Genomic DNA, 17,577 nt, shown 5'->3' with positions numbered 1-17,577 from the left:
GGATGCGAAATCTGCAAATGCTCATTATTCTATTAAGCGCAAGCCTTCTGGTATGGATTGCAGTACTAATTGATGCCGTTCTGGGATTAAAAAGCCTGGACCGCCTTGAAGAAAGCGTTGCGATGACCGAAGGCCCCCTTCTATCCGTAATTACAGCGGCAAGGAATGAAGAAGCCATGCTGGCGGAGAGTATAGAATCCCAGCTGCGGCAGAGCTACAAAAACATTGAATGGATATTGGTCAATGACCGTTCAACCGACAGGACAGAAAGCATCATGGACCGTATTCAGAAGAGTGACTCAAGGGTTAAGTGTATTCATATCGATTCTCTCCCAAGCGGATGGCTGGGGAAAAACCACGCTCTTTATAAGGGCTATCGGGAATCATCAGGGGAATTAATTCTTTTTACAGATGCCGATGTATTATTTAAAAAGGATGCCTTCAGCAAGGCTGTTCATTATTTCACCAAGAATGAACTTGACCATTTAACCGCGGCACCGAGCTTGACGGGCAGGAGTTTCTGGGTCAGCACGTTTATTGCTTTTTTCCTTTTCGGCTTCTCCTATTATAAACGTCCGTGGCTGGCGAACAATCCGCGTTCTAAGAGTGGAATTGGCATTGGAGCGTTTAACATGGTGTCCAAAAGTTCCTATGAAGCAGTTGGAACACATAAGGCAATAAAAATGAGGCCTGATGATGATTTAATGCTCGGAATGAAAATAAAACAAAATGGCCACAGGCAGAAATTAGCAACGGCGATGGACCTCATTGAAGTTGAATGGTACGAAAGCTTGCCAGAAGCCTTCAAAGGCTTGGAGAAGAATACTTTTGCAGGTCTGCATTATCGGATTAGCATGGTGTTATTTGCAATTGCCGGCACATTCATTTCACAAGTACTTCCCTTTCTCACCATTTTTTCAACTGACAAATTTATTTTCAGTTTAAGCTTTGCAAACATTATTTTTTTAGCAGGTGTTTATACCATCATCATAAAAAGAATGACCAAATTTACTCCGCTTCTGTTTACAGTATTTCCAATTACAGCTCTCCTGTTTATTTATTCTATCATCCGTGCCAGCATCCTAACCTTTGTGCGGGGCGGCATAGTCTGGAGAGGCACATTATATAAGCTAAGTGAGCTAAGGAATAAACGCTGAGTGCATGTTCTTTTCCAATTATGAAACTGCCTGATATACTTAATATTTAGGATAGCGAAATAAGGGAGGAAGAAATTATGGAAACAAAGCTTTTTTCACCTTTAACAATTAAAGGCGTCACCTTTAAAAACAGAATTGTTATGGCACCGATGTGCATGTACTCCAGCCATAATGAAGACGGAATGGTTGAAAACTGGCACAGGACTCATTATATGAGCCGGGCTGTCGGGCAGGTGGGATTAATTATTCTGGAGGCAACCGCTGTGACTCCGCAGGGCCGGATTTCTCCTCAGGATCTGGGGATTTGGAGTGATGATCACATCGCAGGACTGAAAGTATTAACCGGTCTAATGAAAGAACATGGTGCTTCACCTGGAATACAAATTGCACATGCGGGCAGAAAAGCCGCTGTCGAAGGAGACATTATCGCCCCTTCAGCTATTGCTTTTAATGAAAAAATGAAAACACCAAAAGAAATGACAAAAGAAGAAGTTTCAGAAACTGTGGAAGCATTCAAAAAAGGCGCTGAAAGAGCGAAAAAAGCCGGCTTTGAAGTAATTGAAATTCATGCGGCACACGGCTATCTGATCAATGAGTTTCTTTCACCCTTAAGTAACAAACGGAATGATGAGTATGGGGGATCGGCTGAAAACAGATACCGCTTCCTACGTGAAGTCATTGAAGCCGTTAAAGCCGTTTGGGATGGACCTTTATTTGTCAGAGTATCAGCCCATGATTATCATGATGAGGGGTTAACCGCAGAGGATTATGCAGAAATGGGAAAATGGATGAAGGAGCAGGGAGTGGATCTAATTGATGTAAGCTCCGGAGCAGTAGTGCCGGCCAGAATACATACTTACCCGGGCTACCAGGTCAAATTCTCTGAAACCATTAAAGAAGGTGCGAATATCCAGACTGGTGCAGTCGGGCTTATTACATCCGGCCTGCAGGCTGAAGAAATTCTCCAAAACGAACGGGCGGATTTAATCTTTATTGCCAGAGAATTACTGAGAGACCCCTATTGGCCGCGGACAGCAGCAAAAGAACTTGGCGCAACAATCGAACCTCCTAAGCAATATGACCGGGGATGGCTGTAATATAGAACGAGGGATGGCATCTGTTAGCTGCCATCCCTCGTTTTTATTATATAATCTGCAGTGAATCAAGGAATACAATGATAATAACCAGAGGAACCACATAGCGCAGAAGCAAATACCACGCTGAAAAGATTCCATTCAGTGACTTTGACCCCTGAAGCAATTCACTTCTCAGCAGGTCTTTCTTCATTTTATAGGACACAAATATGGAGATCAGCAAAGCTCCAACCGGCATCAAGATGTTGCTGACAAGGAAATCAGCAGCATCAAAGATAATTTTGCCGTAAATTGAAATATCGGATAAGATACTGAAAGATAATGCAGACGGAACCCCGACGATAAAGATTGCCAGTCCTGTCAGCCAGGCTGCACGGGTTCTGCCACTGCCCTTCTTATTCGTCAAAGCAGCCACCACAATTTCAAGCATTGAAAAAGCGGAAGTTAAGGTTGCAAAAAGAAACAGTGCAAGAAAGAAAAGCAAGAATACCCGCCCAAACATAATCTGATCAAAAACAGATGGCAGGACAATGAACAATAAGCCAGGACCTGCGGCAGGCTCAAAGCCCAATGAGAATACAGCAGGGAAAATAGCCAATCCAGCCAGAATTGAAATAAATAAGTTCATTCCGACAACAGAAAATGCAGGCTGCATCAAATTTTCTTTTTTAGATAGATAAGAGCTATACGTTACCATGACCGATACCCCGACACTTAGAGAGAAGAACGATTGGCCCATCGCATATAGTACGGTTTCAGACGTCAGGTTTGAAAAATCAGGCTTTAAAAAGAACGAAACGCCTTCCATCGCATTATCCAATGTCAGGGATCGTGCAATCAAAATAATAAATAAAAGAAACAAAGCAGGCATCATAATTTTGCTGACCTGTTCGATCCCCTTCTGAATGCCTTTTGCTACCACTAAGACAGTTATGAATAAAAAGATTCCCTGTGCCGCTACAACAGATACAGAGTCTGACACGGCTGCGCCAAATAGCTCCTCATAATTGCCTGCACCATTCATAGACCCGGTAACGCCGTATACAATGTACTTCAGAATCCACCCGCCTATTACACTATAGAAGGATAAAAGCAGAAAACACGTGAATACGCCAAGGTAGCCAATCCAGTGCCATTTAGTTCCCGGAGCAATATCTTTGTATGCCGAGATTGCCTCCTTACCTGTACTGCGGCCAACCACAAACTCGGCCAGTAATAGCGGAAAACCAATCAAAAGGGAAAATAACAGAAATAATAAGATAAATGCCCCGCCTCCGCTTGTTCCTGTCACATAAGGAAGCTTCCAAATAGCTCCAAGTCCGATTGCCGAACCAGCCGATGCTAAAATAAATCCTATCTTCGATGACCATTGCTCATTTTGCTGCATACCTGTACCTCCAAATTTTTTTAAAAACAAAAAAGCCACATTCTTCAAAAGGGACGTGATTTTAGGTTCACGCGGTACCACCCTTTTTGAAAGCATGTGACTTTCCACTCAAAAATATAACGGATTTACCGTCTTTTCTGCTATATGCAGGAAAGATAAGCTCCAAGATGAAATTCATTTTATCTTTGTGCCAGTTTCCACCATCCACTGGCTCTCTTTAAACAGGGAGATAAAACTTACTAGAGTCTCTTCATAGCTTTTTACTATATTGTTTTAAAGTATAAGTGTGATTATAGTATGCAAGCATAAAACCGTCAATGCCAAATTTGAAAAATTCAATTTTTCCAGGCATTACTTTTCATTCCAAATACGCTTCCAAACAGTATCTTCACCATTTACTTTAATTTCGAAAACATCCGGATTGCTCATCTTCATCAGATGCTCAAAGCCTGCACTTTCATCAAAATAGCGGAGCAGCAGCGTTGATAAATTGCCATGACTGACCAGTGCGATGTGATTCTCATTGGACGCGATCAACTCATCCAGCAGGGAGGAAGCCCGTCTCATTCCTGATGAATGAGATTCTCCCCCTTCAAAAACAAGATCAAAATCGAAAAAGCTTTGTTTAAGCTTGTCCTGCCAATCTTCAAAAAGAAAAGAGCTCAGCACCCTTTCACCCAACCGGCTTTCCTCAATAATCTCCAGATTTCGGAACTGTGCAAGGGGCCGGATTGTTTCAATCGCCCGCACATAAGGGCTTGAATATATGCTATCAATTTCTTTGCCTTTAAAGAAATCAATTAATTTTAATGCCTGTTGCCTTCCGCTTTCGGTCAATTTGGCAGAAAAAGGCTGGCCCTCCGCCTTTGCATGGCGCACGATATAAAAGGTTTTCAATTAATCCGCCTCCCCTCTATCAAGCGGTATCTGAATTTCTTTAAAGTCCTCAGAAATGACTGTATTGGGGAAAATAGTCTGTGATTCTTTGAGAAGCTGTTCCCAATCCTTCCGTTCATATCGTGAACTGATATGATTCAGGCAAAGTTTCCTGGCATTCGCCTTTAGCGCAACTTGAGCAGCCTGCAGGGTTGTCGAATGAAAATAATCGTATGCAAGCTTCTCTTCCCCCCCTGAGAAGGTTGCCTCATGAATTACCAGGTCAGCACCGGCTGCTAATTCTATTGCCGCATCACAAATTCTGGTGTCTCCCAGAACTGTGACAATTCTTCCTTTTTGAGCCGGCCCCAGGAAATTTTCCGCTTCGAGAATCCTTCCATCCTCAAGCTCTATGTCTTCACCATTCTTTATTTTTTTATATATCGGACCGGGTTTGATCCCCGCTTCTGCAAGTTTGTCCGCAAGCAATGTGCCCGGACGGTCCTTTTCTGTAATCCTGTAGCCGTATGAGGGTATTCCATGCTCGAGCAAACGGGCTTCCACCTTAAAATCTTCTTCATCAAGTACAATACCCTCATTGATTTCATCTATCTTTAAAGGATACTTAAGATATGTGCCGCTTACAGAAAGCGAGACTTCAATAAATTTTTTCAGACCCTTTGGCCCATATAAGGTCACCTCCGTGTCACCACCCTGGAAAGAGCGGCTGGAAAGCAGTCCGGGAAGACCATATATATGATCACCATGAAGATGTGTAATAAAGATTTTCTCAATTCTTCTCGGTTTAATGTTTGTATGTAAGATTTGATGCTGGGTCGCTTCTCCGCAGTCAAAAAGCCATATGCTTCCTCTTTCATCCAGGAGCTTTAAAGCCATCGAGGATACATTTCTCAGCTTAGCGGGAATTCCTGCTCCCGTTCCCAGAAAAAATATGTCCATGTGTAAAATACCTCCTTCCGGCAAATCAGGGATTAAGCCTGTCTTGTCTCGCCATTATGAATATAAACAATATACCATAGCAGCTTGGGAATTCATTCATTTAACAATTGTTTTTTGTGTTATTTAAAAGGATAGTTCCTGGCCGTTAGATAGAAACTATGGTAAAAAGGACAAACTTAATATTTGCGAAAACAGCTGTAAACAGATACAATTTTATACTTGTACAGACGTTTTTTTGCAATGCAATATAACAGCTTCTTCTCAAGCTGAGGACTGACAAAAATCAGTCCCGCCTTACATACAGAAATTTTGTCGAAAAGAGGTTCTAGAATCGTGAAAACAAACGAAAAACCAGCCGGATTAATTATGATATTTGGAGCAACAGGAGATTTGGCAAAAAGAAAATTGTTTCCCTCACTTTACCGCTTATACAAAAAGGGAAGGCTGTCCGATCGCTTTGCCGTAGTAGGGGTTGCCAGAAGGCCGCTATCAAATGATGAATTTCAGGCAAGTGTTAAAGCCTCTGTTGAGTCTGCTATAAAAGATAGCAGAGAACTTGAAGATTTTATTTCTCACTTTTACTATCATTCGCATGACGTTACGGACTCCAATTCCTATTTGGCATTAAAGAGCATGGCCGAAGAATTGGATGCTCACTATTCCCTTGAAGGCAACCGCATTTTTTACCTTGCCATGGCACCTGAGTTTTTCGGAACCATTGCAGAGCATTTAAAAGCAGATGGTCTGACAGATGTAGATGGGTTTAAGCGTCTTGTCATTGAAAAGCCATTTGGCCATGATCTTGAATCAGCGAAGCTGCTTAATAAGCAAATCCGAAAAGCCTTTTCAGAAAATGAAATTTACCGGATTGATCACTACCTGGGGAAAGAGATGGTGCAGAACATTGAAGTTATCCGTTTTGCCAATGCCATTTTTGAACCATTATGGAACAATCGCTACATTTCAAATATTCAGGTTACATCAAGCGAAGTACTGGGTGTTGAAGAACGCGGCCGTTACTATGAAAAAAGCGGCGCACTTCGCGATATGGTTCAAAACCATATGCTGCAAATGGTTGCCTTATTGGCAATGGAACCGCCAATCCGATTGACCACAGATGAAATTAGATCTGAAAAAGTAAAAGTTTTAAGAGCCATGCGTCCAATTGAAGGCGATCAGGTAAGAGATTACTTTGTCCGCGGCCAGTATGGAAAAGGCCATTTGAATGGACAGGAAGTACCTGCTTACAATCAAGAGCCGATGGTGGATGAACAATCAAACACCGAAACGTATGTAGCAGGCAAGCTGATGATTGATAATTTCCGCTGGGCAGGTGTGCCTATCTATATTCGTACAGGTAAAAGAATGGCTGCTAAATCAACGAAAATAGTTATTCAATTTAAGGACATTCCGATGAACTTATATTATCAGACTGAGCAAACGCTAAATCCTAACCTGCTGGTGATCCATATTCAGCCTGAAGAAGGCATTACCCTTTATTTAAATGCCCAAAAATCAGGTCAAAACATTGAAGCCACACCGGTAAAATTAAACTTTGCCAACAAAGGCATCGATGACATGAATACACCTGAAGCTTATGAAAGGCTTTTATATGATTGCATGCGCGGTGACGCAACAAACTTTACACACTGGGATGAAGTGGCCCTTTCCTGGAGCTTTGTCGACAAAATTTCCGAAGTGTGGGAAAACACAAGAGAAATAGGATTCCCTAACTACGAATCCGGTTCAATGGGTCCAAAAGAAGCAGACCAGCTGCTTGAAAAAGACGGTTTCTTCTGGTGGCCAGTAACTGACCTTGATGTTGAACAGTGTTAATAATTCTAAGCCCCCTGCTCTCTAAGGGGGCTTATTTTTTTGAAAGACAAAAAACAGCGCCGCTAGGACGCTGTTTTTTTATTATTCCATCCAGTTTGTATGAAAAATGCCTTCTTTATCTGTACGCTGATAGGTGTGTGCACCGAAGTAGTCACGCTGTGCCTGAAGAAGGTTTGCAGGCAATGTTTCTGTTCGGTAGCTGTCATAATAGGACAATGCAGCAGCAAAGCATGGTACAGGAATGCCGTTCTTTACAGCTACGCTGATAATTTCACGCGCAGCATCCTGATAGCTTTCCACGATCTCCTTGAAATACGGATCAAGAAGGAGATTCTTCAAGCCCGGCTCACGATCATATGCTTCCTTGATTTTCTGCAGGAATTGGGCACGGATAATGCAGCCGCCGCGGAAAATCATTGCAATATCACCATATTTCAAATCCCATCCATATTCTTCGGAAGCTGCTCTCATTTGGGCAAAACCTTGTGCGTATGAGCAGATTTTGCTCATGTAGAGGGCTTTGCGGACACTCTCGATAAATGCTTCTTTATCGCCTGTGAATTCCGGCGCAGCTGGACCGCGTAGAACTTTGCTCGCATTCACCCGTTCGTCTTTCATAGCAGAAATGAATCGGGCAAAAACGGATTCAGTAATGATTGGAAGGGGTACGCCCAGGTCAAGCGCACTTTGGCTTGTCCATTTGCCGGTTCCCTTTTGTCCTGCCGTGTCAAGGATGACATCTACCAGAGGCTTTCCGGTTTCCTCATCTTTTTTCGTGAAAATATCAGCCGTAATTTCAATCAGATAGCTGTCAAGCTCGCCTTTATTCCATTCTGCAAATACCTCATGAAGCTCTTCAGCAGTCAGGCCAAGCACATTTTTCAATAGAAAATAAGATTCGGAAATCAGCTGCATATCACCGTATTCAATGCCGTTGTGCACCATTTTCACATAATGCCCTGCTCCATCCGGACCGATGTATGTTGTGCATGCTTCGCCATTAACCTTTGCCGCGATATCTTGAAAAATAGGGGCAACCAGCTCGTAGGCTTCTTTTTGGCCGCCAGGCATAATGGAAGGCCCCTTCAGAGCGCCCTCTTCACCGCCGGAAACGCCGGTACCGATGAAATGGATGCCCAGCTCACTTAATTCTTTATTGCGGCGCTGTGTATCCACAAAGAAGGTATTTCCTCCATCAATTAGAATATCCCCTTTATCCAGCAAAGGCTTTAACTGATCAATTGTCGCATCTGTCGGCCCCCCTGCTTTCACCATAAGCATAATTTTGCGGGGCTTTTCCAAAGAATCCACAAACTCTTCAATTGTGTATGTACCTTTAAAATTTCTTCCTTCTACTTCCTTAAGCATCTCATCCGTTTTTTCACGTGACCTGTTAAAAACAGATACAGAGTACCCTCTGCTCTCTATATTCATGGCAAGATTTTTCCCCATGACCGCTAAGCCGATAACCCCAAACTGTGATTTCGTCATCTACTATTACATCCCTTCCGCCTTTTATACGTTGAAACAAAATCCAATTAAATAATCCACTTTACTTTAGCAAGATTCCTACCCTGATTCAACTTTCCTGTCTTAGTTTTGCATATAACTGCCTTAAAAACTCATGCATTATCATCTTTTTCATTTTTATCGCCTGTTCCTGACCTTCCATGCAAGAAGTCTTTATTAAAGCTGGTGTCAGTGCCAATTTTGGGGCTGGTCAAGTTCATGTCCGACAGTGAACCCGCATTATCGATTATTTTTGTGCCGTATTTCTTGCGTAAAAGTTCCATTGTCTGATAAAGCGGCTCCTTTCTCGCATCCTTTTCAAAATTGAACAGATCAAGCTGTTTAACTGCCTGTTCAGGTTCCACAAGATCAGTTCCTGTAATGCCAAGCAGCCTTACTGCATCCCCATTCCAATGTTTTATAAAAAGCTCTTTGGCCTGCTGGTAAATTTCTTCATGATGCTGAATCGGATTCTTCAGCTTGCGGCCCCTGGTAATGGTTTTCCGGTCCTTATATCTGATAGTAATCCCGAGAGAAACCGCCATTACCTTTTTCCTCTTCAATCTGGAAGAAACCTGTGCAGCCAGCTTTTCAAATACCCGGAACAGCTCTCTTTGATTTGAAACATCCCTCGGCAGCGTGGTCGAATTCCCCACACTTTTAAATTCAGATGCCGATTCCGGATCAACTTTTCTATGATCTTGCCCATTGGCCTTTTGCTTCAGTCTCGGTCCATTGATGCCCAGTGCCGCTTTAAGAACAATTTCATCCGCTTTTGCCAATTCGCCAATTGTGGTGATGTTTAGGTTTCTCAGTTTTTCTCCGGTTTTTGTGCCGACTCCGTGCATTTCTTCCACTTCCATCGGCCATAGGATACGCGGTACATCCCTTTTTCTGAGTACTGTGATCCCCATTGGCTTTTTCATGTCAGAAGCCATCTTGGCTAAAAATTTATTGGGGGCAACACCGATGCTGCAGGGCAAATCGAGTTGCTGAAAAACCTGCTTTTGTATCGTCCCGGCAATCTCTATCGGGCTCCCAAACTCATAGCTGTCTGTTATATCCACATATCCTTCATCAATGGATACGGGTTCAACAAGGGAGGAGTATTCGCGCAATATATCAAACATTCCCATAGAAGCAGCACGATACCTCTCGAAATTAGGCTTCATGATAATCAGCTGGGGACAGAGCTTTTTGGCCTCCCATAGAGGCATCGTCGTTTTCACACCGAATTTCCTTGCCTCATAGCTGCAAGTTACAATGATTCCGCGTCTCTCCTCCGGATTGCCTGCGATTGCTAAAGGCTTACCCTTTAATGAGGGATCATAAGCCATCTCAACCGAAGCATAAAAACTATTCATATCAACATGGAGGATAACCTTCCCTTTTTTTGGATACATTTGTTTCATGCCGGCACTTCCCTATAAATATCATTCAGTTCTATTTTAGCAGATATTTTTCTTTTCTATTAAATAGAGACTTTTTGAAAACGAGAAAACAGGGAATCTTAGATCCCCTGTTTTTTAAATTCGTCCGTTATGCAGTTGTATGCTGTGTTTTCATATACTCTTTTATTTCTCTTATTCCCTCCAGTGATTCCACCAGCTTCAAAGGATCGATTATAGTAATCAGCCTATTATCGATATTAGCCACACCTGTGAAATAATTGGTTTTTTGATAGGCAATCAGGCCTGGCTGTTTTAGGCAGTCTTCTGGAATATCGAGAATTTCCTTGGCTTCATTTACAAGAACGGCGAATGATAGCTCGTCTGTCTTCAGAACAATCATTCTTGCAGACTCACTATCGGCTAGTGTCCGGCTGTATAGAATTTCTTCAAAATCAACAACTGGAATAAGCTCTCCCCTGACTTTAACTATTCCTCTTACATAGCTGGGCAAATGAGGTATCGGTGTAATGCCGTCCATTTTCTCAATGGATATAACAAAAGGAACCGGTGTAGCATATTCCTCATTTCCTGCCCTGAAAACAACAGCTTTATTATTTTCAATCATCCTATTTCCTCCTCGGAAACACTTATGTATAGAACTAATATACCACATCCATTATTTTCTAACTAGTAAAGAGGTAACAGATTGCTGCAGTAAAAAAGAGAACCCTATTGGTTCTCTCATTTGGTGTTTAAGCTGATACTTCTTCAATAATAGCAATGACCATTTCAGCCAATTTATTTAATTCTTCAATAGGCATGCGCTCATTGGTTGTATGAATCTCTTCATAGCCAACAGCAAGATTGACTGTAGGAATGCCTAAGCCGGCAATCACATTTGCATCGCTTCCGCCGCCGCTGTGGAGAAGTTCTGAGCTGCGGCCGATTTTTGAAGCCGCTCTGCGTGCTACTTCAACGACATGATCACCTTCGGCAAATTTAAAGCCAGGGTACATAACCTGCACATCCACTTCAGCTTTTCCGCCCATTTCTTCGGCAGCACTTTCAAAAGCTTCCTTCATTTTAGCTACCTGCTGTTCCATTTTTTCAGGAATTAATGAACGTGCTTCTGCTAATACATTAACATGGTCACACACGATATTTGTCTGCTGCCCGCCTTCAAAACGCCCGATATTAGCAGTTGTCTCTTCATCAATGCGGCCCAGAGGCATTCTTGAGATCGCTTTTGAGGCCATGGTGATGGCAGAAATACCCTTCTCAGGAGCAACACCTGCATGAGCTGTTTTCCCTAGAATAGCAGCTTTCACTTTAGCCTGGGTTGGAGCGGCAACGATTATATTTCCAACTTTGCCGTCACTGTCCAATGCATAGCCGAACTTTGCTTTAACAAGTGAAGGATCAAGAACCTTGGCTCCAACCAGTCCGGATTCTTCACCCACTGTGATAATGAACTGAATAGTTCCATGAGCGATATTCTGCTCTTTCAGGACTTTAACAATTTCGAGCATAACGGCAAGTCCCGCCTTGTCGTCTGCCCCTAGGATCGTTGTTCCATCGGTTACAACATAGCCATCCTTGATGGAAGGTTTAATTCCTTTTCCAGGAACAACAGTATCCATGTGTGAAGTGAAATAAATGGTATCAATACCTTCTTTCGTTCCCTGAAGAGTGCAGATGAGGTTGCCTGCACCGTGTCCGGTCTGTGCAGTTGTATCGTCTTCGTACACCTCAACCCCAAGATCCCTGAATTTTTTCTTCAAAACTTTAGCAATTTGAGCTTCATACTTTGTTTCAGAATCAATTTGCACCAGTTCCAGAAATTCGTTTAATAAGCGTTCCTCATTAATCATTTATGTACAAACCTCCAAATTTAAGCTTACTAAGCAAGTATAACTCCAAAATTTTAGCACAGCAAATCAGGAATTCATTATAGCGGGATATTTCCATGCTTTTTATGAGGCCTGCTTTCTTTTTTATTGCGAAGCATTTCAAGAGCCTGAATGAGCTTGATTCTGGTTTCACGCGGATCGATGACATCATCCACCATGCCCCGGCTTGCCGCCACATATGGATTGGCGAACTTTTCTCTGTACTCTTCGATTTTTTGTGTCCTGGTGGCCTCGGGGTCATCACTGTTTTGGATTTCCCTTGCAAAAATAATGTTGGCTGCACCTTGAGGACCCATAACGGCTACTTCCGCATTCGGCCATGCAAAAACAAGATCTGCGCCAATAGACTTACTGTTTAGGGCAACGTAAGCTCCACCGAATGCTTTTCTTAGAATAACAGTAAGCTTCGGCACCGTTGCTTCTGAGTAAGCATAGAGAATCTTTGCTCCATGCCGTATAATTCCTCCATGCTCCTGTTTAACCCCCGGGAAAAATCCTGTAACGTCCTCAAATGTTATAAGTGGAATATTAAAGGAATCACAGAACCGGATAAATCTTGAAGCCTTATCAGAAGAATCTATATCAAGGCCACCTGCCATGACCTTCGGCTGATTGCAGACAAGTCCCACCGTTTCGCCCTTGATCCGGGCAAGTCCGACTACAATATTTTTAGCGAAGTCGCGCTGTACCTCCATAAAAGTATCGTTATCCACAACCTGTTCAATGACTTTTCGGACGTCATATGGACGAAGGGCATCAAAGGGAATAACATCTGTCAAATCCGGGCGGTAATCATCTTCTTCATCCCATTTGGACATAGGAGGTTTTTCTTCGTTATTCTGCGGAAGGTAGCTTAACAGACTCCGCACCTGCCCAATCACTTCCTCTTCGGACTCTCCTCTAAAGTGCGCGTTTCCGCTGATCGTATTGTGCACTCGCGCACCGCCCAGATCCTCAGGAGAAATTTTCTCCCCAGTCACCGTTTCAATTACTTTTGGTCCTGTTATGAACATCTGGCTCGTCTTTTCCACCATAAAGACAAAATCCGTAATCGCTGGAGAATATACTGCACCACCGGCACAAGGCCCCATGATGACTGATATCTGCGGAATCACTCCTGAATAAATGGAATTCCGGTAGAATATATGGCCGTATCCATCAAGAGAAACAACACCTTCCTGAATTCTGGCACCGCCGGAATCATTCAAGCCTACAAATGGGGCCTCATTTTCAGCTGCTAAATCCATTACATTGGCAATTTTTTTTGCATGCATTTCCCCGAGAGCGCCCCCAAAAACGGTAAAGTCCTGTGAAAATAAGAAGATAGGACGTCCGTTGACCTTCCCATAGCCAGTTACAACACCATCTCCAGGCCCTTTTTGGTTTTCCAGTCCAAAATCCGTGCTGCGGTGCTCAATAAATGGATTCAGCTCAACGAAAGTTCCTGGATCTACTAATAAATCGATTCGTTCCCGGGCAGTCAGTTTTCCTTTTTCATGCTGTTTTTGTATACGCTCATCTCCGCCGCCCAATTCTACTTCCCTGCGCCTGTCGTATAACTCATTTATTTTCTCATAGATGTCTGCCATGCTTTATTTCAATCCTTTCTTTTCACAGAATTCATATAAAATACCGCCTGTTGATTTCGGATGCATAAAGGCTACATGGGCACCGTCCGCACCAATCTTAGGTTCATCCTGCAGCATCCTGATACCCTGTTCTTTCATTTCGTTTATGCGTTCTTGTATGCTGTCAACTCCCAGTGCTACATGATGCAGCCCTTCTCCACGCTTTTCTATAAACTTGGCAATTGGACTTTCTTCACTTGTTGGCTCCAGCAGCTCGAGTTTCGTTTCCCCCGCTTTAATAAACGCCACCTTTACTCCCTGGCTGTCCACTTCCTCTATTCCGAGAAATTCAAGCTTTAACGTTTCAGTATAAAATGGAAGCGCTTTATCAATAGACCTGACTGCAATTCCAATATGGTCCACCTTCTTAATCATTCGTTTCCCTCCTCTGGGATGTCGAAATATATCACTTTCCCACAGAATGTGGGCATATTATTAAATCTATTATTTAAATATTCGTTATAAATGTCGAAAATCCTTTTAAAAAATTGAGCGGTTGTTCAATTTGATGATTATTAGTAAAATAAGAGTATGAATTGGGACGAGGAGGCATAGAATGTCAAATAAGAAACTGACTAAAGTCATTGTCTATCTAATGATATTTGCAATGCTCGCATCTACCCTCATTATGGGTATGGCGATGTTTTTATAACAAGGAACATTTATTACTCAGCTGCGAGGGATGACAATCCCCCGCAGCTTTTTTCTAGACATAAATATGAACTGGAGAATCCAAGCTGACGTTCATTATGCTCATAAAAAAACTGCATCCATTCAGATGCAGCTGTACAGTCTTTCAATTATCTTTTTTTAAGGCGCCGTACTCTTTTCCAAGTTCGTCAAAGCTTTTAGTTGAGGTAACTACTAAGATTTTTGTTCCAAGCGGCACGGATTCATATAACGACTCTACAGCCTCATTCTGTAATCTGATACATCCATTGGAGACATATCTGCCGATGGACGAAGGATCGTTCGTTCCGTGAATGCCGTAAATTCTGCCGTCAGTATTTTCTGCGTCAAACCCAATCCACCTTGTGCCGAGCGGATTCCGGGGGTCACCGCCTTTTATGTCCTTTTTTCTGTAGTAAGGATCGGCTGCCTTTATAGTCACAGTAAACAGCCCTTCCGGTGTAAGGTCATCCGTTTTCCCGGTTGCAGCTGTGATGACATTCTGCACTTTGTGATTCTGGATAAACGCAACTTCATTTGTGCGTTTATTGACAATCAGAAATGGATCTCCAGGCAGCGGGTTAATTCCCAATGGCCAGATTGGAGAAAGTGAAAAAAACAGGATGGCCGCTGCAGTAAACTTCAGCATGACAATTCACGCTCCAATTCCTTTTCCTTAGTTTGCTCCTCCAGTCCCGCTTTGATTCATTTCCTTATCCTTTAACCCTCTAAATGAGCTCTTAATAATCAAATACTGTTCCATTTCTTTTACAAAGTGAAGCAGGGCAGCACGTGCTTCAAATTCCTCCCTCGTTTTGGGGAGCTCCATATTTTCAAAAGAAACCTTCATACGGTACAATTTCTCCAGGAATAGCAGGGCCGTATTTCCCGGGTGGATATGATCCGATAATTCTTCAATAAAATCAGCGATCATCTCTCCCTGTTCAACAGGAAGTGCAATGGATGTAACACTTGGGAGAACCCTCTCAATAATTTCAAATTGTTTTTCCCTCATTTTGAAATAATGATAATATAAATTTTCATCTCTTCGAAAGTGGTTTTCAACATCCCTGAATGCCAGTGCTTTTGCCTCATCGATCAATTCCATTGTTTCGGTAATTTCTCTGCCGTCCCAGCTGCTTTCATGGGTACGTAAATACCTCACGATTTCGTCAAAGATGACTTTAAAGTTTTCCTCTATTTCCTGTCTATATTCCTTAAGCTTCGATTCCAGACTCGGCATATAAAGGTTTGCGATTAGTGCAACACCTATTCCGACAATAATTATGCCCAATTCATTCAACAAGAGGTCCTTTGAAACCTTGCCTGCAGAATAAATATGCAAAATGATAACTGAGCTAGTGACAATACCATCACTGGCCTTCGCCATGACAGCTGTCGGAATAAAAAACAGCAGGAGGAGTCCGATTACAAGCGGATGGTAAGCAATGCTCTCAAAAAACAAGGATGAAAAGGCCATTGCCAGCAGACACGCAAAAAATCGGTCCCATGAAGCCCGAAGTGATTTTTTCTTTGTGACTTTTATGCATAATATAGTCAGGATACCTGCAGAAACAAAATTATCAAGCTGCAGCATCTGTGCAATCATGATGCTGATGGAAGTTCCCACTGCAGTCTTGATTGTCCGGTAGCCAATTCTGTACTTCATTTATTCTAACTCCTATATTCCAATTGCCCCATCTAATTTTAAGAAGGCCGTCAGGTATTTAAATGCGAAAGAGAAGATGATCAAATTGACCATCTTCTCCCATAGCATATATCGATTATAGCATTTTTTGCAAGAAATCCTTTGCGCGTTCACTCTTAGGATTAGAAAAAAATTCTTCAGGCGACGAATCCTCTACTAGCACGCCACCATCCAGGAACAGTACCCTGTCTGCTACTTCACGTGCGAAGCCCATTTCATGGGTTACAATCGCCATTGTCATACCAGTATGTGCTAAATTCTTCATAACGTCCAGCACTTCTTTCACCATTTCCGGGTCAAGAGCAGATGTTGGCTCATCAAAAAGCATAACTTCAGGCTGCATGGCAAGAGCTCTTGCAATAGCAACCCTTTGTTTCTGCCCTCCTGATAAACGATTGGGGTATTCGTGTGCTTTAGCGGATAATCCTACCTTCTCCAAAAGCCCGAGCCCTATTTTCTCAGCTTCCGATTTTGAAATCCCTTTCACCTTCATCGGTGCGTAGGTCAAGTTTTGAAGGGCCGTTTTATGGGGGAATAAATGAAAATGCTGAAATACCATTCCAACATTTTGACGCACTTTCATTATGTTCGTGCTTTTATCCGTGATGTCCTGCCCATTAATCATAATCCTGCCGTCTGTTGGCATTTCCAGAAGATTTATGCAGCGGAGGAACGTTGACTTCCCGGAACCGGACGGACCTATTACAGCCACTACTTCGCCATCTTGAATATTGGTTGAAATTCCTTTAAGAACTTCAAGTTTACCGAAATGCTTATGCAAATTTTCCACTTTAATCACTGCGTCTCATTCTCCTTTCAATCCCTTTTCCAAGCACAGTCAGGACCATAACCATCATGTAATAAATCAGCCCAGCAATCAGGATTGGTTCGAAGTAGGAAAACTTTTCGCCTCCCACAATGTAAGCCCGGCGCATCACGTCTGTTACCCCAATGACTGTTACGATTGCAGACTCTTTTGTAAGTGTAATAAATTCATTCATTAAAGCAGGCAAAATGTTTTTCATTGCCTGCGGAAGTATGATATCCATCATGGCTGGCCTGTATGGTACGCCCAGTGCCATTGCTGCTTCACTCTGACCTTTATCCACTGCCAGAATTCCAGCTCTGATAATTTCCGAAATATAAGCAGCTGAATTAAGCCCAAAAGACAGGACGGCAGCTGTGGATGGATCTATTTTATACCCGATCAGCTGTGGTGACCCATAATAAATGAGCATCAGCTGAAGAACAAGAGGTGTTCCTCTAAAAACGGATGTGTAAGCATCTGCAATCCATCCAAGAAATTTAAATTTGCTAATTTTAAAGAATGATAGAATAATACCTAATACAAAACCCAGTATGCCAGCCATAGACACAATTTGCAGCGTAACGCCAATGCCTTTAAGTATATATGGAAGGGAGGGAATGAACTGCTGAAAATCCAGATTCACT

The 17,577-nt window shown here is 42.6% G+C and carries 17 protein-coding genes and 1 other annotated feature; of the genes, 4 read left to right on the top strand and 13 right to left on the bottom strand.

Annotated elements, in window-relative coordinates:
• The first annotated feature begins 17 nt into the window (after window positions 1–17).
• A complete protein-coding gene (locus M3205_RS02705) occupies window positions 18–1,157 on the top strand; it encodes a glycosyltransferase family 2 protein (RefSeq protein ID WP_285886005.1) in 1,140 nt (379 codons plus the stop codon).
• Between the two features lie 77 nt (window positions 1,158–1,234).
• Window positions 1,235–2,254 (top strand): NADPH dehydrogenase NamA, encoded by a 1,020-nt coding sequence (gene namA / locus M3205_RS02700; protein ID WP_251168514.1) that lies wholly within the window; start codon window positions 1,235–1,237, stop codon window positions 2,252–2,254.
• Window positions 2,255–2,300: 46 nt separating this feature from the next.
• Here namA and M3205_RS02695 read toward each other — a convergent pair whose 3' ends face one another.
• From M3205_RS02695 to rnz, 3 genes are all read right to left on the bottom strand, one after another.
• Window positions 2,301–3,638 carry a sodium-dependent transporter gene (locus M3205_RS02695; protein WP_251168513.1) on the bottom strand — a complete coding sequence of 446 codons (1,338 nt, stop codon included), beginning with the start codon at window positions 3,636–3,638 and terminating at the stop codon, window positions 2,301–2,303.
• 46 nt (window positions 3,639–3,684) lie between these two features.
• Window positions 3,685–3,901 (bottom strand) — a binding site (T-box leader).
• A gap of 88 nt (window positions 3,902–3,989) precedes the next feature.
• Entirely contained in the window at window positions 3,990–4,535 is a 546-nt protein-coding gene (locus M3205_RS02690) for a histidine phosphatase family protein (protein ID WP_251168512.1), read from the bottom strand.
• On the bottom strand, window positions 4,536–5,474 hold the full coding sequence (gene rnz, locus M3205_RS02685) for a ribonuclease Z (protein ID WP_251168511.1): 939 nt from the start codon (window positions 5,472–5,474) through the stop codon (window positions 4,536–4,538). It lies immediately after the preceding gene.
• Window positions 5,475–5,840: 366 nt separating this feature from the next.
• Between rnz and zwf the strand changes: the two genes are divergently transcribed.
• Window positions 5,841–7,310 (top strand): glucose-6-phosphate dehydrogenase, encoded by a 1,470-nt coding sequence (gene zwf / locus M3205_RS02680; RefSeq protein WP_251168542.1) that lies wholly within the window; start codon window positions 5,841–5,843, stop codon window positions 7,308–7,310.
• An 81-nt stretch (window positions 7,311–7,391) separates the two neighbouring features.
• On the opposite strand, the gene gndA is transcribed toward zwf, so the two are convergent.
• The 6 genes from gndA to mce all read right to left on the bottom strand — a co-directional run bounded on the left by gndA (window position 7,392) and on the right by mce (window position 14,123).
• Window positions 7,392–8,801 (bottom strand): NADP-dependent phosphogluconate dehydrogenase, encoded by a 1,410-nt coding sequence (gene gndA / locus M3205_RS02675; RefSeq protein ID WP_251168510.1) that lies wholly within the window; start codon window positions 8,799–8,801, stop codon window positions 7,392–7,394.
• Window positions 8,802–8,932: 131 nt separating this feature from the next.
• Window positions 8,933–10,231, bottom strand: coding sequence for a DNA polymerase IV (locus tag M3205_RS02670; protein WP_251168509.1), 1,299 nt, complete (start codon window positions 10,229–10,231; stop codon window positions 8,933–8,935).
• Window positions 10,232–10,358: 127 nt separating this feature from the next.
• Window positions 10,359–10,835 (bottom strand): chemotaxis protein CheW, encoded by a 477-nt coding sequence (locus tag M3205_RS02665; RefSeq protein ID WP_095244777.1) that lies wholly within the window; start codon window positions 10,833–10,835, stop codon window positions 10,359–10,361.
• 127 nt (window positions 10,836–10,962) lie between these two features.
• A complete protein-coding gene (locus tag M3205_RS02660; protein WP_251168508.1) occupies window positions 10,963–12,081 on the bottom strand; it encodes a tripeptidase T in 1,119 nt (372 codons plus the stop codon).
• Window positions 12,082–12,158: 77 nt separating this feature from the next.
• Window positions 12,159–13,709: an acyl-CoA carboxylase subunit beta gene (locus tag M3205_RS02655; protein ID WP_251168507.1), complete on the bottom strand. Its 1,551-nt coding sequence runs from the start codon at window positions 13,707–13,709 to the stop codon at window positions 12,159–12,161.
• Between the two features lie 3 nt (window positions 13,710–13,712).
• Window positions 13,713–14,123: a methylmalonyl-CoA epimerase gene (gene mce, locus M3205_RS02650; RefSeq protein WP_251168506.1), complete on the bottom strand. Its 411-nt coding sequence runs from the start codon at window positions 14,121–14,123 to the stop codon at window positions 13,713–13,715.
• Between the two features lie 181 nt (window positions 14,124–14,304).
• On the opposite strand from mce, the gene prli42 reads away from it, so the two are divergent.
• Window positions 14,305–14,400 (top strand): stressosome-associated protein Prli42, encoded by a 96-nt coding sequence (gene prli42, locus M3205_RS02645; RefSeq protein ID WP_251168505.1) that lies wholly within the window; start codon window positions 14,305–14,307, stop codon window positions 14,398–14,400.
• A gap of 144 nt (window positions 14,401–14,544) precedes the next feature.
• On the opposite strand, the gene M3205_RS02640 is transcribed toward prli42, so the two are convergent.
• From M3205_RS02640 to M3205_RS02625, 4 genes are all read right to left on the bottom strand, one after another.
• Entirely contained in the window at window positions 14,545–15,066 is a 522-nt protein-coding gene (locus tag M3205_RS02640; RefSeq protein ID WP_251168504.1) for a L,D-transpeptidase, read from the bottom strand.
• A 27-nt stretch (window positions 15,067–15,093) separates the two neighbouring features.
• Window positions 15,094–16,086, bottom strand: a complete 993-nt coding sequence (locus M3205_RS02635; protein WP_251168503.1) for an aromatic acid exporter family protein — start codon at window positions 16,084–16,086, stop codon at window positions 15,094–15,096.
• Between the two features lie 115 nt (window positions 16,087–16,201).
• Window positions 16,202–16,924, bottom strand: coding sequence for an amino acid ABC transporter ATP-binding protein (locus M3205_RS02630; RefSeq protein ID WP_251168502.1), 723 nt, complete (start codon window positions 16,922–16,924; stop codon window positions 16,202–16,204).
• A complete protein-coding gene (locus M3205_RS02625; RefSeq protein ID WP_251168501.1) occupies window positions 16,917–17,576 on the bottom strand; it encodes an amino acid ABC transporter permease in 660 nt (219 codons plus the stop codon). Before M3205_RS02625 ends, M3205_RS02630 begins: the two co-directional genes overlap by 8 nt.
• Between the last annotated feature and the right edge of the window lies 1 nt (window position 17,577).

Source organism: Cytobacillus firmus, from assembly GCF_023715565.1.
Taxonomy (GTDB): domain Bacteria; phylum Bacillota; class Bacilli; order Bacillales; family Cytobacillaceae; genus Cytobacillus; species Cytobacillus firmus_C.
Note: the sequence above shows the minus strand (reverse complement) of the source record. Positions and strands in the feature narration are given on the sequence as shown.

Coding starts and splice junctions, on each gene's coding strand:
- M3205_RS02670 (WP_251168509.1), bottom strand. CDS start 10,231: ATGAAACAAATGTATCCAAAAAAAGGGAAGGTTATCCTCCATGTTGAT.
- M3205_RS02660 (WP_251168508.1), bottom strand. CDS start 12,081: ATGATTAATGAGGAACGCTTATTAAACGAATTTCTGGAACTGGTGCAA.
- M3205_RS02655 (WP_251168507.1), bottom strand. CDS start 13,709: ATGGCAGACATCTATGAGAAAATAAATGAGTTATACGACAGGCGCAGG.
- M3205_RS02695 (WP_251168513.1), bottom strand. CDS start 3,638: ATGCAGCAAAATGAGCAATGGTCATCGAAGATAGGATTTATTTTAGCA.
- namA (WP_251168514.1), top strand. CDS start 1,235: ATGGAAACAAAGCTTTTTTCACCTTTAACAATTAAAGGCGTCACCTTT.
- M3205_RS02665 (WP_095244777.1), bottom strand. CDS start 10,835: ATGATTGAAAATAATAAAGCTGTTGTTTTCAGGGCAGGAAATGAGGAA.
- M3205_RS02640 (WP_251168504.1), bottom strand. CDS start 15,066: ATGCTGAAGTTTACTGCAGCGGCCATCCTGTTTTTTTCACTTTCTCCA.
- prli42 (WP_251168505.1), top strand. CDS start 14,305: ATGTCAAATAAGAAACTGACTAAAGTCATTGTCTATCTAATGATATTT.
- rnz (WP_251168511.1), bottom strand. CDS start 5,474: ATGGACATATTTTTTCTGGGAACGGGAGCAGGAATTCCCGCTAAGCTG.
- M3205_RS02635 (WP_251168503.1), bottom strand. CDS start 16,086: ATGAAGTACAGAATTGGCTACCGGACAATCAAGACTGCAGTGGGAACT.
- mce (WP_251168506.1), bottom strand. CDS start 14,123: ATGATTAAGAAGGTGGACCATATTGGAATTGCAGTCAGGTCTATTGAT.
- zwf (WP_251168542.1), top strand. CDS start 5,841: ATGATATTTGGAGCAACAGGAGATTTGGCAAAAAGAAAATTGTTTCCC.
- gndA (WP_251168510.1), bottom strand. CDS start 8,801: ATGACGAAATCACAGTTTGGGGTTATCGGCTTAGCGGTCATGGGGAAA.
- M3205_RS02705 (WP_285886005.1), top strand. CDS start 18: ATGCTCATTATTCTATTAAGCGCAAGCCTTCTGGTATGGATTGCAGTA.